General features: G+C 52.1%; 16 protein-coding genes. 3 read left to right on the forward strand and 13 right to left on the reverse strand.

Going from position 1 to position 15,369, the window contains the following annotated elements:
* Positions 1–51: 51 nt before the first annotated feature.
* Positions 52–957, reverse strand: a complete 906-nt coding sequence (locus AB1J88_RS26225) for a LysR family transcriptional regulator (RefSeq protein WP_041071775.1) — start codon at positions 955–957, stop codon at positions 52–54.
* A gap of 102 nt (positions 958–1,059) precedes the next feature.
* Between AB1J88_RS26225 and AB1J88_RS26230 the strand changes: the two genes are divergently transcribed.
* Complete coding sequence (locus AB1J88_RS26230; RefSeq protein ID WP_430292273.1) at positions 1,060–2,226, forward strand: aspartate aminotransferase family protein; 1,167 nt, start codon at positions 1,060–1,062, stop codon at positions 2,224–2,226.
* On the opposite strand, the gene AB1J88_RS26235 is transcribed toward AB1J88_RS26230, so the two are convergent.
* The 5 genes from AB1J88_RS26235 to AB1J88_RS26255 all read right to left on the reverse strand — a co-directional run bounded on the left by AB1J88_RS26235 (position 2,220) and on the right by AB1J88_RS26255 (position 6,270).
* On the reverse strand, positions 2,220–2,474 hold the full coding sequence (locus AB1J88_RS26235; protein ID WP_086791674.1) for a Txe/YoeB family addiction module toxin: 255 nt from the start codon (positions 2,472–2,474) through the stop codon (positions 2,220–2,222). The genes AB1J88_RS26230 and AB1J88_RS26235 overlap by 7 nt on opposite strands.
* The gene (locus tag AB1J88_RS26240; RefSeq protein WP_086791676.1) at positions 2,471–2,725 is read right to left on the reverse strand and encodes a type II toxin-antitoxin system prevent-host-death family antitoxin; all 255 of its coding nucleotides are present in this window, start codon (positions 2,723–2,725) and stop codon (positions 2,471–2,473) included. Before AB1J88_RS26240 ends, AB1J88_RS26235 begins: the two co-directional genes overlap by 4 nt.
* 231 nt (positions 2,726–2,956) lie before the next feature.
* Positions 2,957–4,876, reverse strand: a complete 1,920-nt coding sequence (locus AB1J88_RS26245; RefSeq protein ID WP_430292274.1) for an alkaline phosphatase D family protein — start codon at positions 4,874–4,876, stop codon at positions 2,957–2,959.
* A 72-nt stretch (positions 4,877–4,948) separates the two neighbouring features.
* Positions 4,949–5,680, reverse strand: a complete 732-nt coding sequence (locus tag AB1J88_RS26250; protein ID WP_430292276.1) for a hypothetical protein — start codon at positions 5,678–5,680, stop codon at positions 4,949–4,951.
* Positions 5,681–5,790: 110 nt separating this feature from the next.
* Complete coding sequence (locus AB1J88_RS26255; protein WP_430292278.1) at positions 5,791–6,270, reverse strand: hypothetical protein; 480 nt, start codon at positions 6,268–6,270, stop codon at positions 5,791–5,793.
* 14 nt (positions 6,271–6,284) lie between these two features.
* Here AB1J88_RS26255 and AB1J88_RS26260 point away from each other — a divergent pair, with 14 nt between their 5' ends.
* Positions 6,285–7,040: a hypothetical protein gene (locus AB1J88_RS26260; RefSeq protein WP_430292279.1), complete on the forward strand. Its 756-nt coding sequence runs from the start codon at positions 6,285–6,287 to the stop codon at positions 7,038–7,040.
* Between the two features lie 33 nt (positions 7,041–7,073).
* On the opposite strand, the gene AB1J88_RS26265 is transcribed toward AB1J88_RS26260, so the two are convergent.
* The 7 genes from AB1J88_RS26265 to AB1J88_RS26295 all read right to left on the reverse strand — a co-directional run bounded on the left by AB1J88_RS26265 (position 7,074) and on the right by AB1J88_RS26295 (position 14,702).
* The gene (locus tag AB1J88_RS26265) at positions 7,074–7,403 is read right to left on the reverse strand and encodes a hypothetical protein (protein ID WP_103369541.1); all 330 of its coding nucleotides are present in this window, start codon (positions 7,401–7,403) and stop codon (positions 7,074–7,076) included.
* Between the two features lie 244 nt (positions 7,404–7,647).
* On the reverse strand, positions 7,648–8,622 hold the full coding sequence (locus AB1J88_RS26270; RefSeq protein ID WP_430292281.1) for an HNH endonuclease: 975 nt from the start codon (positions 8,620–8,622) through the stop codon (positions 7,648–7,650).
* Positions 8,623–8,742: 120 nt separating this feature from the next.
* On the reverse strand, positions 8,743–9,393 hold the full coding sequence (locus AB1J88_RS26275; RefSeq protein WP_430292282.1) for an HNH endonuclease: 651 nt from the start codon (positions 9,391–9,393) through the stop codon (positions 8,743–8,745).
* A gap of 1 nt (position 9,394) precedes the next feature.
* Positions 9,395–10,036 carry a hypothetical protein gene (locus AB1J88_RS26280; protein ID WP_430292283.1) on the reverse strand — a complete coding sequence of 214 codons (642 nt, stop codon included), beginning with the start codon at positions 10,034–10,036 and terminating at the stop codon, positions 9,395–9,397.
* A gap of 4 nt (positions 10,037–10,040) precedes the next feature.
* Positions 10,041–12,311, reverse strand: a complete 2,271-nt coding sequence (locus tag AB1J88_RS26285) for a sensor histidine kinase (protein ID WP_430292285.1) — start codon at positions 12,309–12,311, stop codon at positions 10,041–10,043.
* Positions 12,308–13,588 (reverse strand): N-6 DNA methylase, encoded by a 1,281-nt coding sequence (locus tag AB1J88_RS26290; RefSeq protein ID WP_430292286.1) that lies wholly within the window; start codon positions 13,586–13,588, stop codon positions 12,308–12,310. Before AB1J88_RS26290 ends, AB1J88_RS26285 begins: the two co-directional genes overlap by 4 nt.
* A 766-nt stretch (positions 13,589–14,354) precedes the next feature.
* Positions 14,355–14,702, reverse strand: coding sequence for a hypothetical protein (locus AB1J88_RS26295; protein ID WP_430292287.1), 348 nt, complete (start codon positions 14,700–14,702; stop codon positions 14,355–14,357).
* Between the two features lie 121 nt (positions 14,703–14,823).
* Here AB1J88_RS26295 and AB1J88_RS26300 point away from each other — a divergent pair, with 121 nt between their 5' ends.
* Entirely contained in the window at positions 14,824–15,369 is a 546-nt protein-coding gene (locus tag AB1J88_RS26300) for a PAAR domain-containing protein (protein ID WP_430292289.1), read from the forward strand.

Below are 15,369 nucleotides of genomic sequence, written 5' to 3' on the forward strand. Positions count from 1 at the left end.
GTGGCAGCATCCTTGTCGGCAATCACCGGAGCGTAGTCGATAGCAACCAAGTCAGGCTCTGCCCCAGGTTTTCATCGCGAATTCGACGAAGCGCCGCAGTTTGGGCAAACGATAACGATCCGGCGCGTACAGCAAATGCAACGGACGGCTTGGTGGCTGGTAATCGGGGATCACCGTCACCAGTTTGCCGTCGCGCAGGTCCTGTTCCACCAGCGCGTCCGGCAGCATGACGATGCCCATGCCGGTGCGCGCTGCCTGATGCAGGCCGGCCGAGGTGTTCATCAGCATCGGGCCGCTGACATCCACCAGAATCTCGCCGTGCGGGCCGCTGAGGCGCCAGCGTTTTTCCACCGATTGCCAGTCGTCGCCGGCAGGGTAGGCGAACGACAGGCAGTCGTGTTGCTGCAGTTCTTGCGGGGTGATCGGCATGCCGCGCCGGGCGACGTAGGCCGGCGAGGCGCACACGGTGAGGGTGTAGTCGATCAGCGGCCGGGCGATCAGGTTCGACTGCTCGAAATGCCCCAGTCGAAATGCCACGTCGAGGCCACTTTCCAGCAGGTCCGGTCGGCTGTTAGTCAGCACCACATCCATTTTCACCTGCGGGTATTGCAGGGAAAACTCGCTGAGTGCCGGGGCCAGACGTTCGACGCCAAAGGTCAGCGGCGCGGTGATGCGCAGCAGGCCACGGGGTTCATCAAGGGCCTGTTCGGCGAGGCGTTCGGAGTCGGCCACCAAACCCAGAACGTCGAGGCAGCGCTGATAGTAAACGCTGCCGAATTCGGTCAGTCGCTGGCGGCGGGTGGTGCGCTGCAGCAGTTGCACGCCGAGCCGTTGCTCCAGTGCGCGCAGGTGATTTCCGACCATGGTCGTGGACATTTCACACTGCAACGCAGCCGCCGTCATGCTTCCGGCTTCCACGACCTTCACGTAGACGCTCATCGCCTGCAACAGGTCCATTATCAAGCTCTGCTGTTAAATGATTGAAGTTTTGCCGAGTTTATCCAGTTCTGGTGGCTAACCATACTGCAAACACACCGACCTTCACTGGAGTTTGAAGTCATGACCGCCGCCCTGATGAACACCTACCAACCGCTGGCCTTGAGTTTCACCAGAGGCCTGGGCACTCGCCTGTGGGATCAGGCCGGTCGTGAATACCTGGATGCCGTCGCAGGCGTCGCGGTGACCAATGTCGGGCACTCGCATCCGCGCATCGTCGCTGCCATCAGCGAACAGGCCGCAATGCTGCTGCACACCTCCAACCTGTACAGCATCGACTGGCAGCAACAACTGGCGCGCAAACTCACGCAGCTGTCGGGAATGGAGCGGGCGTTCTTCAACAACTCCGGCGCCGAGGCCAATGAAACTGCGCTGAAACTGGCTCGGTTATACGGCTGGCGCAAAGGTATCGAACAGCCGCTGGTGGTGGTCATGGCCAACGCGTTTCATGGCCGCACGTTAGGCACTTTGTCGGCCAGCGATGGCCCGGCGGTGCGGTTGGGTTTCAATGATCTGCCGGGGGATTTCGCCAAAGTGCCCTTTGGTGATCTGGCGGCGCTGGATCAGCTGCAGCAAAAGCACGGCGCGCGTATCGTGGCGATTCTGGTCGAGCCGATCCAGGGCGAAAGCGGTGTGCAACTGGCGCCGCCCGGCTACCTCAAAGCCCTGCGCGAAATGTGCAATCGGCACGCCTGGCTGCTGATGCTCGACGAGATCCAGACCGGCATCGGCCGCACCGGCCAGTGGTTTGCGTTCCAGCATGAAGGCATCGTGCCGGACGTCATGACCTTGGCCAAAGGCCTCGGCAACGGCGTGCCGATTGGCGCCTGTCTGGCACGGGGCAGAGCGGCGGACCTGTTCACCCCCGGCAGCCATGGCAGCACCTTCGGCGGCAACCCGCTGGCCTGCCGGGTCGGCTGCACGGTGCTGGACATCATCGAAGAGCAAGGCTTGCTGGAAAATGTCCGGGTACAGGGCGAGCGCCTGCTGACCCGCCTGCGCGCCGAACTGGCAGACAACCCCAACGTGATGGCGATTCGTGGGCAGGGCTTGATGATCGGCATCGAGTTGAAACAGCCGATTCGCGATCTGACGCTGATCGCGGCGCGGGATCATGGGCTGCTGATCAACGTGACACGGGGCAAGACGATACGGCTGCTGCCGCCGCTGACGATTGATGAGCGGGAGGTGGGGATGATTGTCAGAGGTGTGGGGCACATCATTCAGTAGTGGTATTTGCAACTAATGACGCAAATCTCACCGCCTTCGATGCTGTAGACCAAACGATGCTCACCCGTTATTCGTCTGGACCAAAAGCCGCTCATGTTGTGTTTGAGCGGCTCGGGCTTGCCGATCCCTTCAAACGGTTCGCGCTGGATTGCCTTTATCAACAGATTGATACGTTTGAGTCCGGCCTTATCGTTCTGCTGAAACCACAAGTAGTCTTCCCAGCCTGATGGCGTGAACTCGATTTTCATTCTTCGATCAATTGCCTGACTTTGGCTTTTCCGGCACGCATTTCGCCAATCGATTTGATCAACCGTTCGGCGTTGGCTGGAGAGCGGAGCAAGTAGGCCGTTTCTTCAAGTGCGTTGTATTCAGCCAGAGACATCATCACGACGGGCTCGCCTTTTTGGCGTGTGACCAGAAGGGGAGCCCGGTCTTCGTTAACGCGATCCATCGTTTCGGCCAAATGCGCACGGGCGGTGGTGTAGTTGATGGTTTGCATGTCGTAGTCCTCGCTGGATGCAAAGAACGTACAGAAATGAGTACATGATGACAAGGCGATACCTACCAGTGGTTGTTTCGCAGAAGGGGTTACTGCGAGCACATTCAGTATGGCTAAAGAACTCTGGGGACGTTTCTGAGATGGTTGTAATCCTCATCCACTGTCGCTGGCAGTGAGAAACCGCCGCGTCGTGGTCATCTGGTGCTCCCAATGTAGGAAAAACACTTTTGGTTAGTCCGGATAATCCCCCAACTCCGGCGCCAGCATCCGCGTCTTCGCCGCCCCGTTCGAATTGTGCTGAATGATCTCGCTCGGCTGTCCCTGCGCATTGAAAAACACCTGGCCGATCCCCGCTGAATTCCACAGCCGCTCCCCCGCTTCGGCATGTTCCGGCGTATAGGGCACGATGCGCATGCGTCGGCGTTTGGTAAACCAGTTCAACGGTGAGCGCGGCGAATAGAGCCAGCGGTTGAGGCGGTCGAACCATTCCAGCAGGGTTTTCGGAAACTCGTTCTTGATCCCGCTGCTGGTGATCTGCCAGATCCGTGGCCCGGCTTTGCGGTGTCGGATAAGCACTTCGTAGACGAAGGAGTAATGCACGTCACCGGACAGCACCACGTAGTTTCCGGGTGTGCGGGTGTGTCGGAAAATGTTCAGGATCACCTGCGCGGCGCCACGGTGGGCCATCCAGTTTTCCGCGTCGACCAGCAGCGGATAACCAAACCAGCTGAAAACCTTCTGCACGGTTTCGATCAGCTTCACGCCGAAGATCGGTGCGGGGGACACGATGATCGCCGACGGATGATCCAGCAGTTCCTGCTGCAGCTCGCACAGCGCCTCCCAATCCAGTAGCCCCGAGGGTTGCTTGAGTGCCATCTCGCTGCGCCAGCGCCGGGTACGGGTGTCGAGCACCACCAGCGCCGGGCTGCTCGGCAACACGAAATGCCAATGCTGAAAGCGCAGCAAATCATCGATCAGCGCGTCCTGCACCGGGCTGTCGAGATACTGGTCATCACCGCTGGCGCTCAGCCCCAGGGTTTTCCCCAGCACATCCTTGAACGCATCGGGATTGTTGCCCCAGCCCTGACACAGCATGTAGGCGATCAACGCATTGCCGATGATGCGTTTGGAGAACGGATGGCCGTAGGCGGTTTCCTCCCATTGCGCGGAAAGATTCCAGTCATCGGTGATGTCATGATCGTCGAAAATCATCAGGCTCGGCAGATGCGCCAAGGCTCGGGCGACGTTGCCCAAACCGGCCTTGAAGCCATCGATGCGGGTTTGCTCCAGGGTGTAGCGCTGCAAGCGTTCAGGCGTCAGCGATGGAGTCGCGGGATTGATCAGCGTCCACGCAACGGGTGACCATACCAGCAAGTACATCGCCATCACTTCGGCGAAGGTCACCAGGTGGTTGTCGGCGCTGTTGCTGGTGAAAATCGGCTTACGCGCACCGCCGAAAAATCGCTCGCGCAAGGTCTCGTTGCTCTCCAGCGCCGGTAACAAATCCGCACGGTGGTAGTAACTGGTCGGGTGTTGGTAGAGCTTGGCGCTGTCGCTGACCACGGCACCTTCGAGGTGTTCGTCGAACAGGCCGAGGCGCTCGATCAACGCATGAATCGCCCGCAGCATCGGGCCGGCCACATCGTCGGCGTAAACCTGGTCGCCGCTCATCATCAGCAGGGTCGGGCGTTGCTGCGGATCGGTTTCGCTGGACAGCAGTTGGTCAACGCACAGCAGACCGTCTGCCGCCGGATGATGCGGCTTGCGGCAGGAGCCGTGCAGCAACTGATCGATCCGCGAACGCACGACAAGGTTCGGACAACGAGCGTTAGCGTACAGCAGGTGCGACGCCCATTCGGCGATGGGCGAGTGGCCGTCGATCAACAGGTCGTAGTCGATGCGCGTGTCGCAGGGCAGGGCGCTGTCGAGTACAACGTCGATCAGATGGACAAACGCGTAACGGCCGACGGGGATGATCGTGCATTTCCCGGCATCGAGAGGGATGTCTCCTACACCTTGCAGGCGCAGGGTCAGCGCCAGTGCGCGGGTGCCGACCAGCCACAGAACGATTCGCGTCGGTTCCAACCGGCGCAGCAGGGGGCCGGCCAAGACAGGAGGCAACGGATTCAGGTCAGCAGGTATCGAGGACATTCGCAGGCAAAACTCAAGGCGCACAGGCTGGCGATGATAGCGCAGCCGGCGCCTTGAACCCTTAAACGAGGCTTAAGCGTCAGCCTTCTGCAGCTTCAGCGCCAGCAGTCGCCATTCGCTGGTAGCAGGTTGCTCCTGCACCGAGCACTCGAAGCGATAAGTGACGTCATCGCCATTCATGTTGCGCGCGGTGACCTTGTTGCTGAGGGTGTAGACCTGGCCCTTGAAGCGTTGGGTGACCACGGCGGTGCTGTCAGCGAAGCGCGCCGACGCCGGGAAGCGCAAGGTACCGGTCACGTAAGGGCTGCACATGACATACGCGAGCATCGATTTGTCGCTGTCGGCATTCTGAGCAAGTTTGTCGCGCAGCGCGCTGAACGCTTTGCGGCCCTGCGCGTCGCTCTGATCCAGAACGGTTTTTTCCGCCATCGATTTCGGTGCCCGGTTGGCGTAGTTCGGCAGCAGTGCGGAGTCGGGCGGCGAAGGCTGATTGTCTGGCTCGATAGCGGCGAACCCCGGAGCATTTTCCAATGCCACGGGCGTCGAATCCGACTCGGCTTCCGGCAGCAGACTGGTGGTCACTTCGTTCTGGGTGATCACCTCTTCGGTGGGCGCCCGTTTGGGCTTATGCGCCGACGGGAACAACGACAGGAAGATCGACAGCACCACCATGCCGACGATAAAACCACCCGCCGCGCCAACGATGTTGCCGTAAAACAGATTCCAGCTGCCGCGGTTTTTCACCACCCAGCGCCACATCAAACCCCAGGCCGCAACAAATGCCAGAAAACTCAGAAACTCCATTCGATCCTTTCCTTAACCCTTCAATAGCCTGCCAAACAGCACTCACTGGCGGTGAGTGCTGAAGATGGACGGCAAGATATCAAAATAGAGGTCTGACGCCACGAAGACATTCACATGCCGAGATTGGGCGGATTGATCTGAACAAAAAACATGATCGCCGTGATGCCGGCCACAACGCCGCAAAGGCCGGCCAGCAGCTGACGCGCAACGGGATGTTCGACTTGCGAGCGACGGGCCACCAGCATCCATACGCCACTCAGCGCCGCAGCGGTTGCGAGCATTTCCAGAAGCGATCCCATGACCCCCGGGACCGGTGGCCGGCTGGAGCCGAACAGACCGACGCAAAGCTGCGAAACCACCAGGCCGACAATCATGCCGCTGGCCGCGCCCAACACATTGGCGAGCAGCAGATTCCACGCACCACGCTGCCTGACGACCCAGACCCACATGCCTATCCAGGCGATAAAGAAAAACGCTACATCCATCGTATCCATCCTTCGAAGCCAGTCGCGGTACAAACGCTCGGCAGCTTGCCGACAGTGGACGGCAAGATAGCAAAATAGTAGCTTCGCGCCACTTTCTTCAAACACGTAACGGACTACGCATGCCGAATGTTTCTTTTACACCGCGCCTGCTCGGCGCGTTCCTTCTCGCCATCGTAATGACCCCGGCGCTTGCCGACTGGGATGAAACCCCAGAGGTCGCCTGGAAGGAGTACCTCGCCGATTGCGAGCGTTTTCAGCAAGTAGTGAACAACGTTCAAAAAGGGGTCATGACTACCAGGCAAGCGATGGACCGCGTCGACAGTTTGAATCGCACTGTTTATGTCCATCGCAATCACCTCTCCCAGGAAAGCCTTACCTCTCCTGAATATGCCCGTTGTGAAAACGTCATTGCTCAAGCGTTCGTGATCCGGAACAAGGAAGAGGAGGTACTGGTCGCGGAGCTTCAACAGCAATACTTCAAGGCTCAGGCCGAGCACGAGAAGTCCCCGGAATACAAGCGCGCCCTCGATCTAGGCTTTAGCGACGTCGGCGGACTTGGCAAGCTCAAGGAACTCGCCGAGGATTCGGAAACGGATGGCGAAGCGTATCTGAAGACGTTGATGATCACGGTCGATTGGGGCTGCGGCCGACATTTCCGCGCCGTGAGATACGTCAAACCCTATGTGATCTACACCGCCCATCCCGATGAGGGCAACTGCGCCGTCTATAAAGAGGTCGCGGTGCTTGGCGGAGAGATGGTGGAGAGGGGCGAGACCATCGATCAGGAAGCGATTTTTCAATACGTGGGATGGAAGAAGCTGGAAGGGCCAGGTGGGTTTCCCGTCGACATTCGAGTAGTAAAAGTGCGGCAGTAATCCCAGGGCTGTTTCTACAGATTGCGCGTCTGATTACAGAATGTCCTTCAAATAACCCTTGAGCGCGAGGAGCGGCTGATCAAGCTGCTCCAGCGACTGCGCCTGACGGAAATCGGCTGACAGCTTGTGCAGCTCCCGCCCCAACGGTTTCTCGACCCCGCCCAACGCATCCATCGCCAAGCCCAGGCACTCGTTCATCTTGAACTGGATGGTCTCGACATCTCCGCGGCGCACCAGCAGTTCGAACACGTCTTTCTGATAGTCACCCATGACCATGTCATCCCGCAGAATCGGGCTCAGGCCCTCCTCCTCGTAAGCGAGTTTGAGGGAGAACAGGGCGACGGTTTCCAGTGACGTTTCCATGCAAATGAATCCTTTGAGATGTCCTGTTGGTGAAACAGAGGAAGATCAAAAGATCGCAGCCTTCGGCAGCTCCTGCAACAGCAGCCACTTTCCGACAGACGAAAAAAAAGGCCTTGCTAAGCAAGACCTTTCTTGATTTTGGTGCCCGAGGGAGACTCGACTGCACCATATAATCTGTGGTCTTCAGAGCATTTATCGGTAAAGGGATACAAGTGGGGATACAACGCTAGCCCTACTGGCTATCCTATGGTGCATCAGATAGCTTCTGAAGGTAATGCTGAGCTATCAACAACAATGAATTATTCAACTTTTCCCGATCCACCGAGAAGTGTGCATCTCTATGGCAATTTGGGCAAAGAGCAACGCAATTAAAAACTCGATCACTAACCTCAACACCAAAAATGTGGTGTACATCGAGAAAGCCAGCATAAGGACGACTCGCTCCGCATCCTGGGCGTTCGCAGCGTCCATTGCAACGCTCGATCACAGCTTTTCGGACATTCGGATCTCTAGCTACCCTAGACACCGTCGCTTGAAAACGTGACGCTTCATCACGGCCTAAGAGCGATAAATCAAGTCCCGGCAGGTCGTTGACTGTGTCGTCAATGCCTCCAATGAGATCTTTGAAAAGCGGTCGTTTGGCGAGATCCTCCACCCCCTCCCACTTCCACAGGACATCGGCGACTTTGTGCGCCTCCTCAAATCGGCTATCCATCAGCCACATCGTGGGACTGCCTCCATTGACAGCATGATTTTTCTTGAGACGCCCTAACCTTCCTGCCGCTATGAGTTCAGCGCTGACCTTTTTCTGCTCGTTGATAATCCCTGTCATGGCGGACACGGGAATCAACGCGGCAAATACAATATCACTGCCAAAGCGTTGCACCAGAAGTGCGTGGGTAATACCTCGCGGGGCTTCGCGATCAACGATTTCGGCAATTGTTTTATCCCAGTCTCCATGGCTTAAACGGGCGCGTAGCTGCGCCGCAGAATATTTTTCTTGATGATCCTCCCAGCGCCAGCACAATCGAACTCGTGCCTTAAAGAATCTGCCCTCAGGGCTTCTAGCGGAAAGCAACTGAGACTGTCCTATACGAACGTCAGTAACGTCAGTGAATCCTCTGCTTTCCAAGAAAGGCTTGAGCATCCCCCGCGTGTTCTTCTCTGCTTGAATACTTTCAGGGGTACGAAAGGCGCGTTTCTGGGATGACGATTCCATTCATGAAATACCAGGTAGCAGTTGATGACTAGGCCGGAGGCGATGCGTTTCCTGCAGATAGAGTAGTGCAGCAAGAGGCTTATGAGACCTGAGGCAACCTACGCTTTTCGTGCGAAAACCCTACGAAACTCTTTTGTGAAGCATATTTAGAGCATCGGTTAATAAGTCTTTCACTTCGCGTAGTGAGGTGGCCATGTTTCGTGCGATATCTCTGTCAAAGTCATCGGTCTGCATGTATTCAACTAATTCTTTTAATTTTTGGTCGACAACTTTATTGAGCTGCATAGCTTTATGAAGAATAGTTCTCTTCCGTCTTAACTGAATTCTTGATTCTCTGTTAAGGTGTAAAATTTCAAGCATGTATTTCGCGACTGCTCCTGTTGTTAAAAGCTTTCCTGATTGTTCTACTCTGAAGTAATTGGATAATGGTTCTAGGAATGGGTCAATAAAGCCAATAGTACCGTCGTGGGATGCATGCACATGGAAGTACATGTTTTGCGGCCAGTTTTTTGATTTCCATATGTTGCATTTGGAACAGGCTAAAACTAAATTATTTGGGTCGCTCTTTAAATCTGCAAAGTGCACATATGGCCTGAAGTGGTCGATGTGAAAACCTTCATTCCCGTGCTCTGAAAGCAGTGCGTCACAATAAACACAGCGTTCTTGGCAGTCTTCTTTTATTTCTGTGAAGTAATGGTGGTAATCTGCGTAATAGCTGCCGTCAGTTTTTCTTGAGTAATTAGGTCGACGAGTGAGTATGGGGTAGAACATTTTATTTTTTACCCGAAAGTAGTTTTTCTATGTTGTTTAATGTGTCTTCCTGTTCGTCTAGTTTTCTTTTGAGCTCCATGGTCATGGTCGATTCTTCAATGGCTGCGGGAGCTTCTCGCCAGAATTTTAACTCGTTTAGCTCTTTTGCTTCTTCTGTTGAAATTTCAGATAAAACATACTTCTTTAATAAAAGTACAAAGCGCTGTTCGCGCTCATCTACAATTTGTTCGTAAGCATTGATGTGGCGGACCATACGTTTGATGGCACTTTCCAGCGCTGCGCCTCCATCAGCAAAATCATCCTTACTTAATATGTACTCAACACTTTCTAAGTTGTCATCTATTTCGTCTGGATGATTGCTGAGAATGTATATAGGGATTTTGCTGTCAAGCTGTCTATAGGCATCTGCTAATTGGCTTCCTATATAGTCAGCAGTTCCCGCGACCTCGAGGTGCTCATCGACAACGATGGAAGCAATTCGAGGGCGCATGCTGCAGATAAATTTGAGCATTAAAGGAAGCGTGGGCTGAGGTAATGCGCAAATGATCTCTAGTTCTGGAGGCAAATTTTTTCTTAGTTCCCGGCCGTAAGAGTCTAGAGCGTTTTGCTCCTCATCAATATATAGCACAACATTCTTTTCCATGAAGTCAGGCCTTGTTGTTTGTGGTCAATGGTATGTTGATTGTAAATTCTGCTCCGCCAAGTCTTCCTTTTGGTGTTGCGGAAATATTCCCACCTGTATGGTTGTCTACAAAACTTTTGACAATGGAAAGCCCCATACCTGTGCCCTCAACCGAGCCTTTTCTGTCGAGTCGAGTGCTATACATCGGTTGGAAGATTTGCTCTTCTGTTCCTGACTCTAACCCAAAGCCGCTATCAGCAAAACTAATAGTTATGTGATCGTTTTTTTCGTGAATGTTAATGGATATAAAACGTTCGCCTACTGCAGTTTTTTTGAGTGCCCATATAGAGTTAGATATGAGGTTGACAAAAATGCTCTCTAGATCTATTTCAAAGGCCACAATTTTTCTTTTGGTTTCGCACGTAACGCTTGTCTCAATGTTTTGCCTTTCTAATGATGCGCTTAAGGCTTTAAATACCCCTGATGCCACGTCGCCAATATCAACAGCTTTGCGCTTTCTTTTATCTGGTTTGATGTTTCCTAAGGCAAAAGATGCAAAGTTTCTTACAAAGCCTGTGCTTGAGATTATCGTTTTTAGGCAGTTTGAGAACTCCTCGTCATAAGGAGGTGTTAACATGAAGATGCCTCTTTCGAAACTATCCTTTAGGTTTTTTGCGTTAACTAATGAAAGGTTCGTAAATTCTTTTGCTTCATGTCCAAAACAGACAGTAAGAATTCCCAAGGATGCTAGGTTAGCTAACGTATCCTTCTCATGCTCTAACTCCTCAGCCTTTTTCTCTAAATGGATTTCCAGCTCGCTTGATCGGGCTGCGGCCTCTGCCAGCCTGGACTCCACCTCGGCAATTCTAACCATTAGAGTTTCAGGCTCATTAACGCTGATATTTTTCTGCTCACCAGCATCAACGTTTTTTTGTACATTTTTAGAGATTGATTCTTTAAGTTCCTCAACTACTTTCGTGGTGTCGGCGATAGCTTTTTTAGCGAGCAGTTTTTTTTCTTCTGTATCAGACTCATCATCTTCTTCTCGGGCTATTTGATGAGCATATAATTCAAATCGATCAATGATTTTTACGCAGAAAGCACGCATGTCATAAAATGCTTCTGACTCAACGATACCCTCACGATTTGTTTGATCTTCCAAGAGAGGATTGGTCTGTCTACCTATAAATACTGCCCCAATAACTTGATGCGGTCCGACTTTCCAACCACCTTGTTTGACCCCGCCAGGACTACGTGCGCGACGGATACCAAGATCTAGCCAATCACCTTTACCTGTGGGCTCGCCATAAGGGCGTACTCTGAATCTATCTCTATAGATACGTATCCCTTGGTTCGCATTCATGAACTCCCGCCAATTACGCTTACTAAAGTCCACGTTCTTTAGGCCAGGTGCATCCCATGGAATAAAGTACATTTTGAGCTTTAGAGGACCAGAGCTTGGTACCGGTGGGCGATCCTTAATCCAGTTTTTCCACTCTTCTGAATCGATTTTGAACTCTCGGCCATCAGAGTATTTAAAGTTGGCATTAATAATCTCGCCATCAAGCTCTGCATCAACTACCCAGCGTGCATATTCAACGGCAGACGAGCTTGAGACGTTTCCATCTATTTCAGGAAAATCCGATTTAATTGAAATTGAGAAGTCATTAGCGTCGTCGAATGGAGAGATTAAAAGTGATAGCTCTTTTTTAAGGTCAGTTAAAAGGCTTAAGTTCCAATCGTCTTTTAATCCCTGCAGTATAATTCGCGTGCCAGAATTTTTTTCATTGTCGGGAAACTTTCCATGTTCGTCCTGGATTTGACTGGTGTGTTTGTATAGCTTGTGCTTTATCTGTGAAAGAGGCTTTTCTGCATTTTCATATGCCTCCCATTGTATTTGAAGCTCCAGTGCAATTTGGTCACTTTCTCGCTTGGTCTGCAGAACTAACGTTCTGCAGAGTCTATCTGCGCCAAGTCGGCCAAGCCCTTTGGCACCGGTGTAAATTCTGTCTTTTCCCGAGATATCCTGATGCGTCTTATGACTTGTTCCAATAATTAGCCAATTTTCTTTAACGTCCTCGTAAGACATACCTTCCCCATCATCTTCAATTATTAGAGATGGAAGGCCTTCTTTAGATTTAGTGAATGTAAGCCGTACGTTTTTAGAATCGGCATCGTAGGAGTTTTTAATGAGTTCGGAAATAGCAACCATAGAGCTCGATATGCTTTGCCGTCCGAGCTGAATAGGTAAGCGAGCAGCGATCTCAAAAGGCAGCTCATCTAGCAATTCTTTCATTCAAACCTCCATGGTATTTCTGATATTGCCGATACTGTTAAGTGACGGCATCGAATTCTATTGTTCAGAAACTCATTAACATGGTTTTCTTTGAGTAGTTCTGAAAGTTCGCGGCATTTATCTAAACTTCCATTTCTTGGAGTTAGTACGATTAGGTGGTTTTCGACTGCGACTAATCTTTTTCCTAGCACTAGAGTCGGTACGGCTCGATGTCTGTCTCTAGGTCCAGATGTTCTTCGAATAGCAACGAAGGGTGGTTGGAAAGCTCTCCCTAAAAATTTCCGGCTTTCTGGGATCTTACTTATTTCTCCCCACCGGGGAAGAGTTTTTGGATGGATGTAAGCATACAGTTTTCCTTCATGAGGGTCTCTGTAAGGCACGACTGCTCCAACTGCAACTTCAAAGAAATCTCGAATTTTAGGAGAGCCATCGATACCTAATGTTTCCGCAGTCTGCCATTCAACTTTGTTAGAGCCTTTTCGGTCAACCAGTCCATTGAGGATGAAAATATCAATATCGGTTTGTTTGTCGAATCTGCCTTCGACTGATACGTTGGAAAGGGTGAGTGCGGGCTCGACAGCGTTACGCCATGCTTCAAACCTACTTCCGCTTCTAAGAACATCGGGCAGAATAGCCGAAATCGAACACCCGCCCTTTAGAGCAAGTGACAGCTCGTAATAGTAAATTGCTGCGTTGTTTATTTTTCCGTTGGCCCAGCTATATCTCGCTGGTGTCTTCGAGTTATTGTAAGGAGGATTTAGTGCGAGGTGCGTGGCCTTAGCGATAATGGCTATGTTGTCTAGGCAGTCGCCAGTGTGAATGTTGGTTAGCAGATCTAAAAGTTCAGATAAACTTTTATCTGCTTTCGCTCCTCTTACTAAACTTTCTAATACTAGTCTCAGCTTGGTGCAGTAAACAAACTCTGGGAATAAGTCAATTCCGCATAGCTGTTTGCCCCACTTTTTTAAAGTTTCGCTGGCTAAAGGCATTACAGAAAGTTTTCTTGAGGCGGCAACCAGAAGACTTCCTGATCCACATGTGGGGTCTACGACGAGAGCGCGATCATCTATAGGCGCGTTAAAAGAGTTTATCGCTTTCTCCGCCAAAGCGTCGCTGGTAAAAAAAACTCCGGATTCGCGTAGGGTTGTTATGTCTATCAGTTCTCTTACTTTGGCCGCTGTGACGTTACTGTGATTGGAAAATTCGGAATTAGAGTCTTTTTTCCATAGGTGGAAGACTTGCTCAAGTTTTGTATTGTATTCCGCAAAGCCTTCCATTTGTTCCCCATCATGAATCTGCTGTGTTTCTATAATTAATTAGTTTTGAAAATTAAATGATTAAAAATTGTAAGGTTTATAGTGTTGTTATTTACAAGCTATCCCTTCAGGTCGCCTTCAAGATGAGAAAGCATTTGAACGTCACTCAGCAGTCCTGATGGGATCACGATCCTTAGCACAAATATACAGCAGTGCTTGAGTGACGCACGAGCAGGATCTGAGCATTCAGTCGGAGAATTCGGGTCAGACAAGCGTCCGAAACGATTGATAAATCTTTACTGAGCCTCGAGTGAACAGTTTTTCACTGGTCGATCCTCCTTACCATTAGGTCTCTGCGCTGTGCAAAAAAAGACGGACATCTCTGTAGTTTTGTCAGCTAGAGGAAAGCTGCGAGTCTGATAACCCGTGTAGGGGCCCCCCTTAGGGAGGACACGTAAAATCTGACGCTCCGACTCCTTCGCCTGGGAGGAATCGGACACAGCAGATCGACGGATCTAGAGCAATCCGTCGCGTCCGCTCGCGCTGAAGGTTCACGCCGTGAAAAAGGGCGAGGGGAACGCTAATCCATAGGTAGCGATAACACGGTGTTCCATGTGTTCCATGTGTTACAGAAACGCTAGAGGCCAAGTAATTAAAGGCTTTCAGAGGTCGAACACCAAATGCGAACAACCGGAACACCAGTTACGCGGAACACGTTTGGTGTTCCGCGAATGATGCTCCGGTTTAGGGGGAGGAACGTCACGACTGATAGTCGAGACGCGGGCAATCAAGCGGCGATCAATTGCTCAATGGAAATTGCACCTGCCTTCGCAGTGACTGTATCTTCATTGATGGACATCGGTCCGAACGGCACATGCAGTGGCACGTATAGGTCAATGAGAGAGCTTGAACGTCCCATCGCCTTTTCCGTGGCGTGCAGGTGTGCTGCGATGGCGACGAACTCTTGAGCTGCCTTGTCTAGGCGGTCGGCCCACATGAACCGTGCAGCACGTAGCTGCTGGTGTCGCAGATCTTTCAAGGTCTGGTTGCTCTCTGCAATGGCTGCTTCGAGCCTTTCCACTTCCATAAAGGACAGACCACGTTTTCTAAATATGGTCTGCCTCTGAAATCTCATTATTTTGCATCGTTCGCTTCATGCTTGCGACCGCCTACAACCGATCATGATCAGTCAAGGAAGGCGCGATGACTTTATGATAGGTTTTGCTGTACGTGAGAAATTTTGACAGGAGGTCATCATGGCTAAACCAGCTGCACGCAAGAGCGATCCGTCCAGCTGTCCGCTACCAGGGCACGGCACTAATCCCATAGCCACAGGTTCACCTGACGTATTTTTCAACGGCTTGGCCGCTGCACGCCAAGGCGATACCTGCACCTGCGGCAGTGCGTTGTCCTCTGGTTTGTCCTCTACCGTATTCATCAATGGCAAAAACGCCGCCACTATCGACACGGGCGGTACCCACGGCAGCATCGTCATCGGCGGATCGGGCACAGTCATCATTGGTGACACGCACACACCGTGCGCCTTTGTTCCACCAGAGCCGATAATCGGCCAAGCCAGATGGATTGGATTCAAGATTCCCGCCGAGGAAAGCTATGAGGGCTTATCGTGCACTGCGCATTTTGAGGACGGCTCTTCGCTCCCCGGCATATTCGATAAAGACAATGCAGTCAAATTTACCAACCCCTCAGGTAAAAAGTGCTTGATGCTCAAGTTCGAAGATGAGCCCCCTACAGATAGCCCCTCCGTCACTGACGGCCTTTTGAGCAAAATTCTGGGATAA

It is taken from the genome of Pseudomonas sp. S8 (genome assembly GCF_050473925.1).
Lineage (GTDB): Bacteria > Pseudomonadota > Gammaproteobacteria > Pseudomonadales > Pseudomonadaceae > Aquipseudomonas > Aquipseudomonas parakoreensis.

Excerpts from the sequence above, each read along its gene's own strand:
- AB1J88_RS26225 (WP_041071775.1), bottom strand. The coding sequence starts at position 957 with ATGGACCTGTTGCAGGCGATGAGCGTCTACGTGAAGGTCGTGGAAGCC.
- AB1J88_RS26230 (WP_430292273.1), top strand. The coding sequence starts at position 1,060 with ATGACCGCCGCCCTGATGAACACCTACCAACCGCTGGCCTTGAGTTTC.
- AB1J88_RS26235 (WP_086791674.1), bottom strand. The coding sequence starts at position 2,474 with ATGAAAATCGAGTTCACGCCATCAGGCTGGGAAGACTACTTGTGGTTT.
- AB1J88_RS26240 (WP_086791676.1), bottom strand. The coding sequence starts at position 2,725 with ATGCAAACCATCAACTACACCACCGCCCGTGCGCATTTGGCCGAAACG.
- AB1J88_RS26245 (WP_430292274.1), bottom strand. The coding sequence starts at position 4,876 with ATGTCCTCGATACCTGCTGACCTGAATCCGTTGCCTCCTGTCTTGGCC.
- AB1J88_RS26250 (WP_430292276.1), bottom strand. The coding sequence starts at position 5,680 with ATGGAGTTTCTGAGTTTTCTGGCATTTGTTGCGGCCTGGGGTTTGATG.
- AB1J88_RS26260 (WP_430292279.1), top strand. The coding sequence starts at position 6,285 with ATGCCGAATGTTTCTTTTACACCGCGCCTGCTCGGCGCGTTCCTTCTC.
- AB1J88_RS26265 (WP_103369541.1), bottom strand. The coding sequence starts at position 7,403 with ATGGAAACGTCACTGGAAACCGTCGCCCTGTTCTCCCTCAAACTCGCT.
- AB1J88_RS26270 (WP_430292281.1), bottom strand. The coding sequence starts at position 8,622 with ATGGAATCGTCATCCCAGAAACGCGCCTTTCGTACCCCTGAAAGTATT.
- AB1J88_RS26275 (WP_430292282.1), bottom strand. The coding sequence starts at position 9,393 with ATGTTCTACCCCATACTCACTCGTCGACCTAATTACTCAAGAAAAACT.
- AB1J88_RS26280 (WP_430292283.1), bottom strand. The coding sequence starts at position 10,036 with ATGGAAAAGAATGTTGTGCTATATATTGATGAGGAGCAAAACGCTCTA.
- AB1J88_RS26285 (WP_430292285.1), bottom strand. The coding sequence starts at position 12,311 with ATGAAAGAATTGCTAGATGAGCTGCCTTTTGAGATCGCTGCTCGCTTA.
- AB1J88_RS26290 (WP_430292286.1), bottom strand. The coding sequence starts at position 13,588 with ATGGAAGGCTTTGCGGAATACAATACAAAACTTGAGCAAGTCTTCCAC.
- AB1J88_RS26295 (WP_430292287.1), bottom strand. The coding sequence starts at position 14,702 with ATGAGATTTCAGAGGCAGACCATATTTAGAAAACGTGGTCTGTCCTTT.
- AB1J88_RS26300 (WP_430292289.1), top strand. The coding sequence starts at position 14,824 with ATGGCTAAACCAGCTGCACGCAAGAGCGATCCGTCCAGCTGTCCGCTA.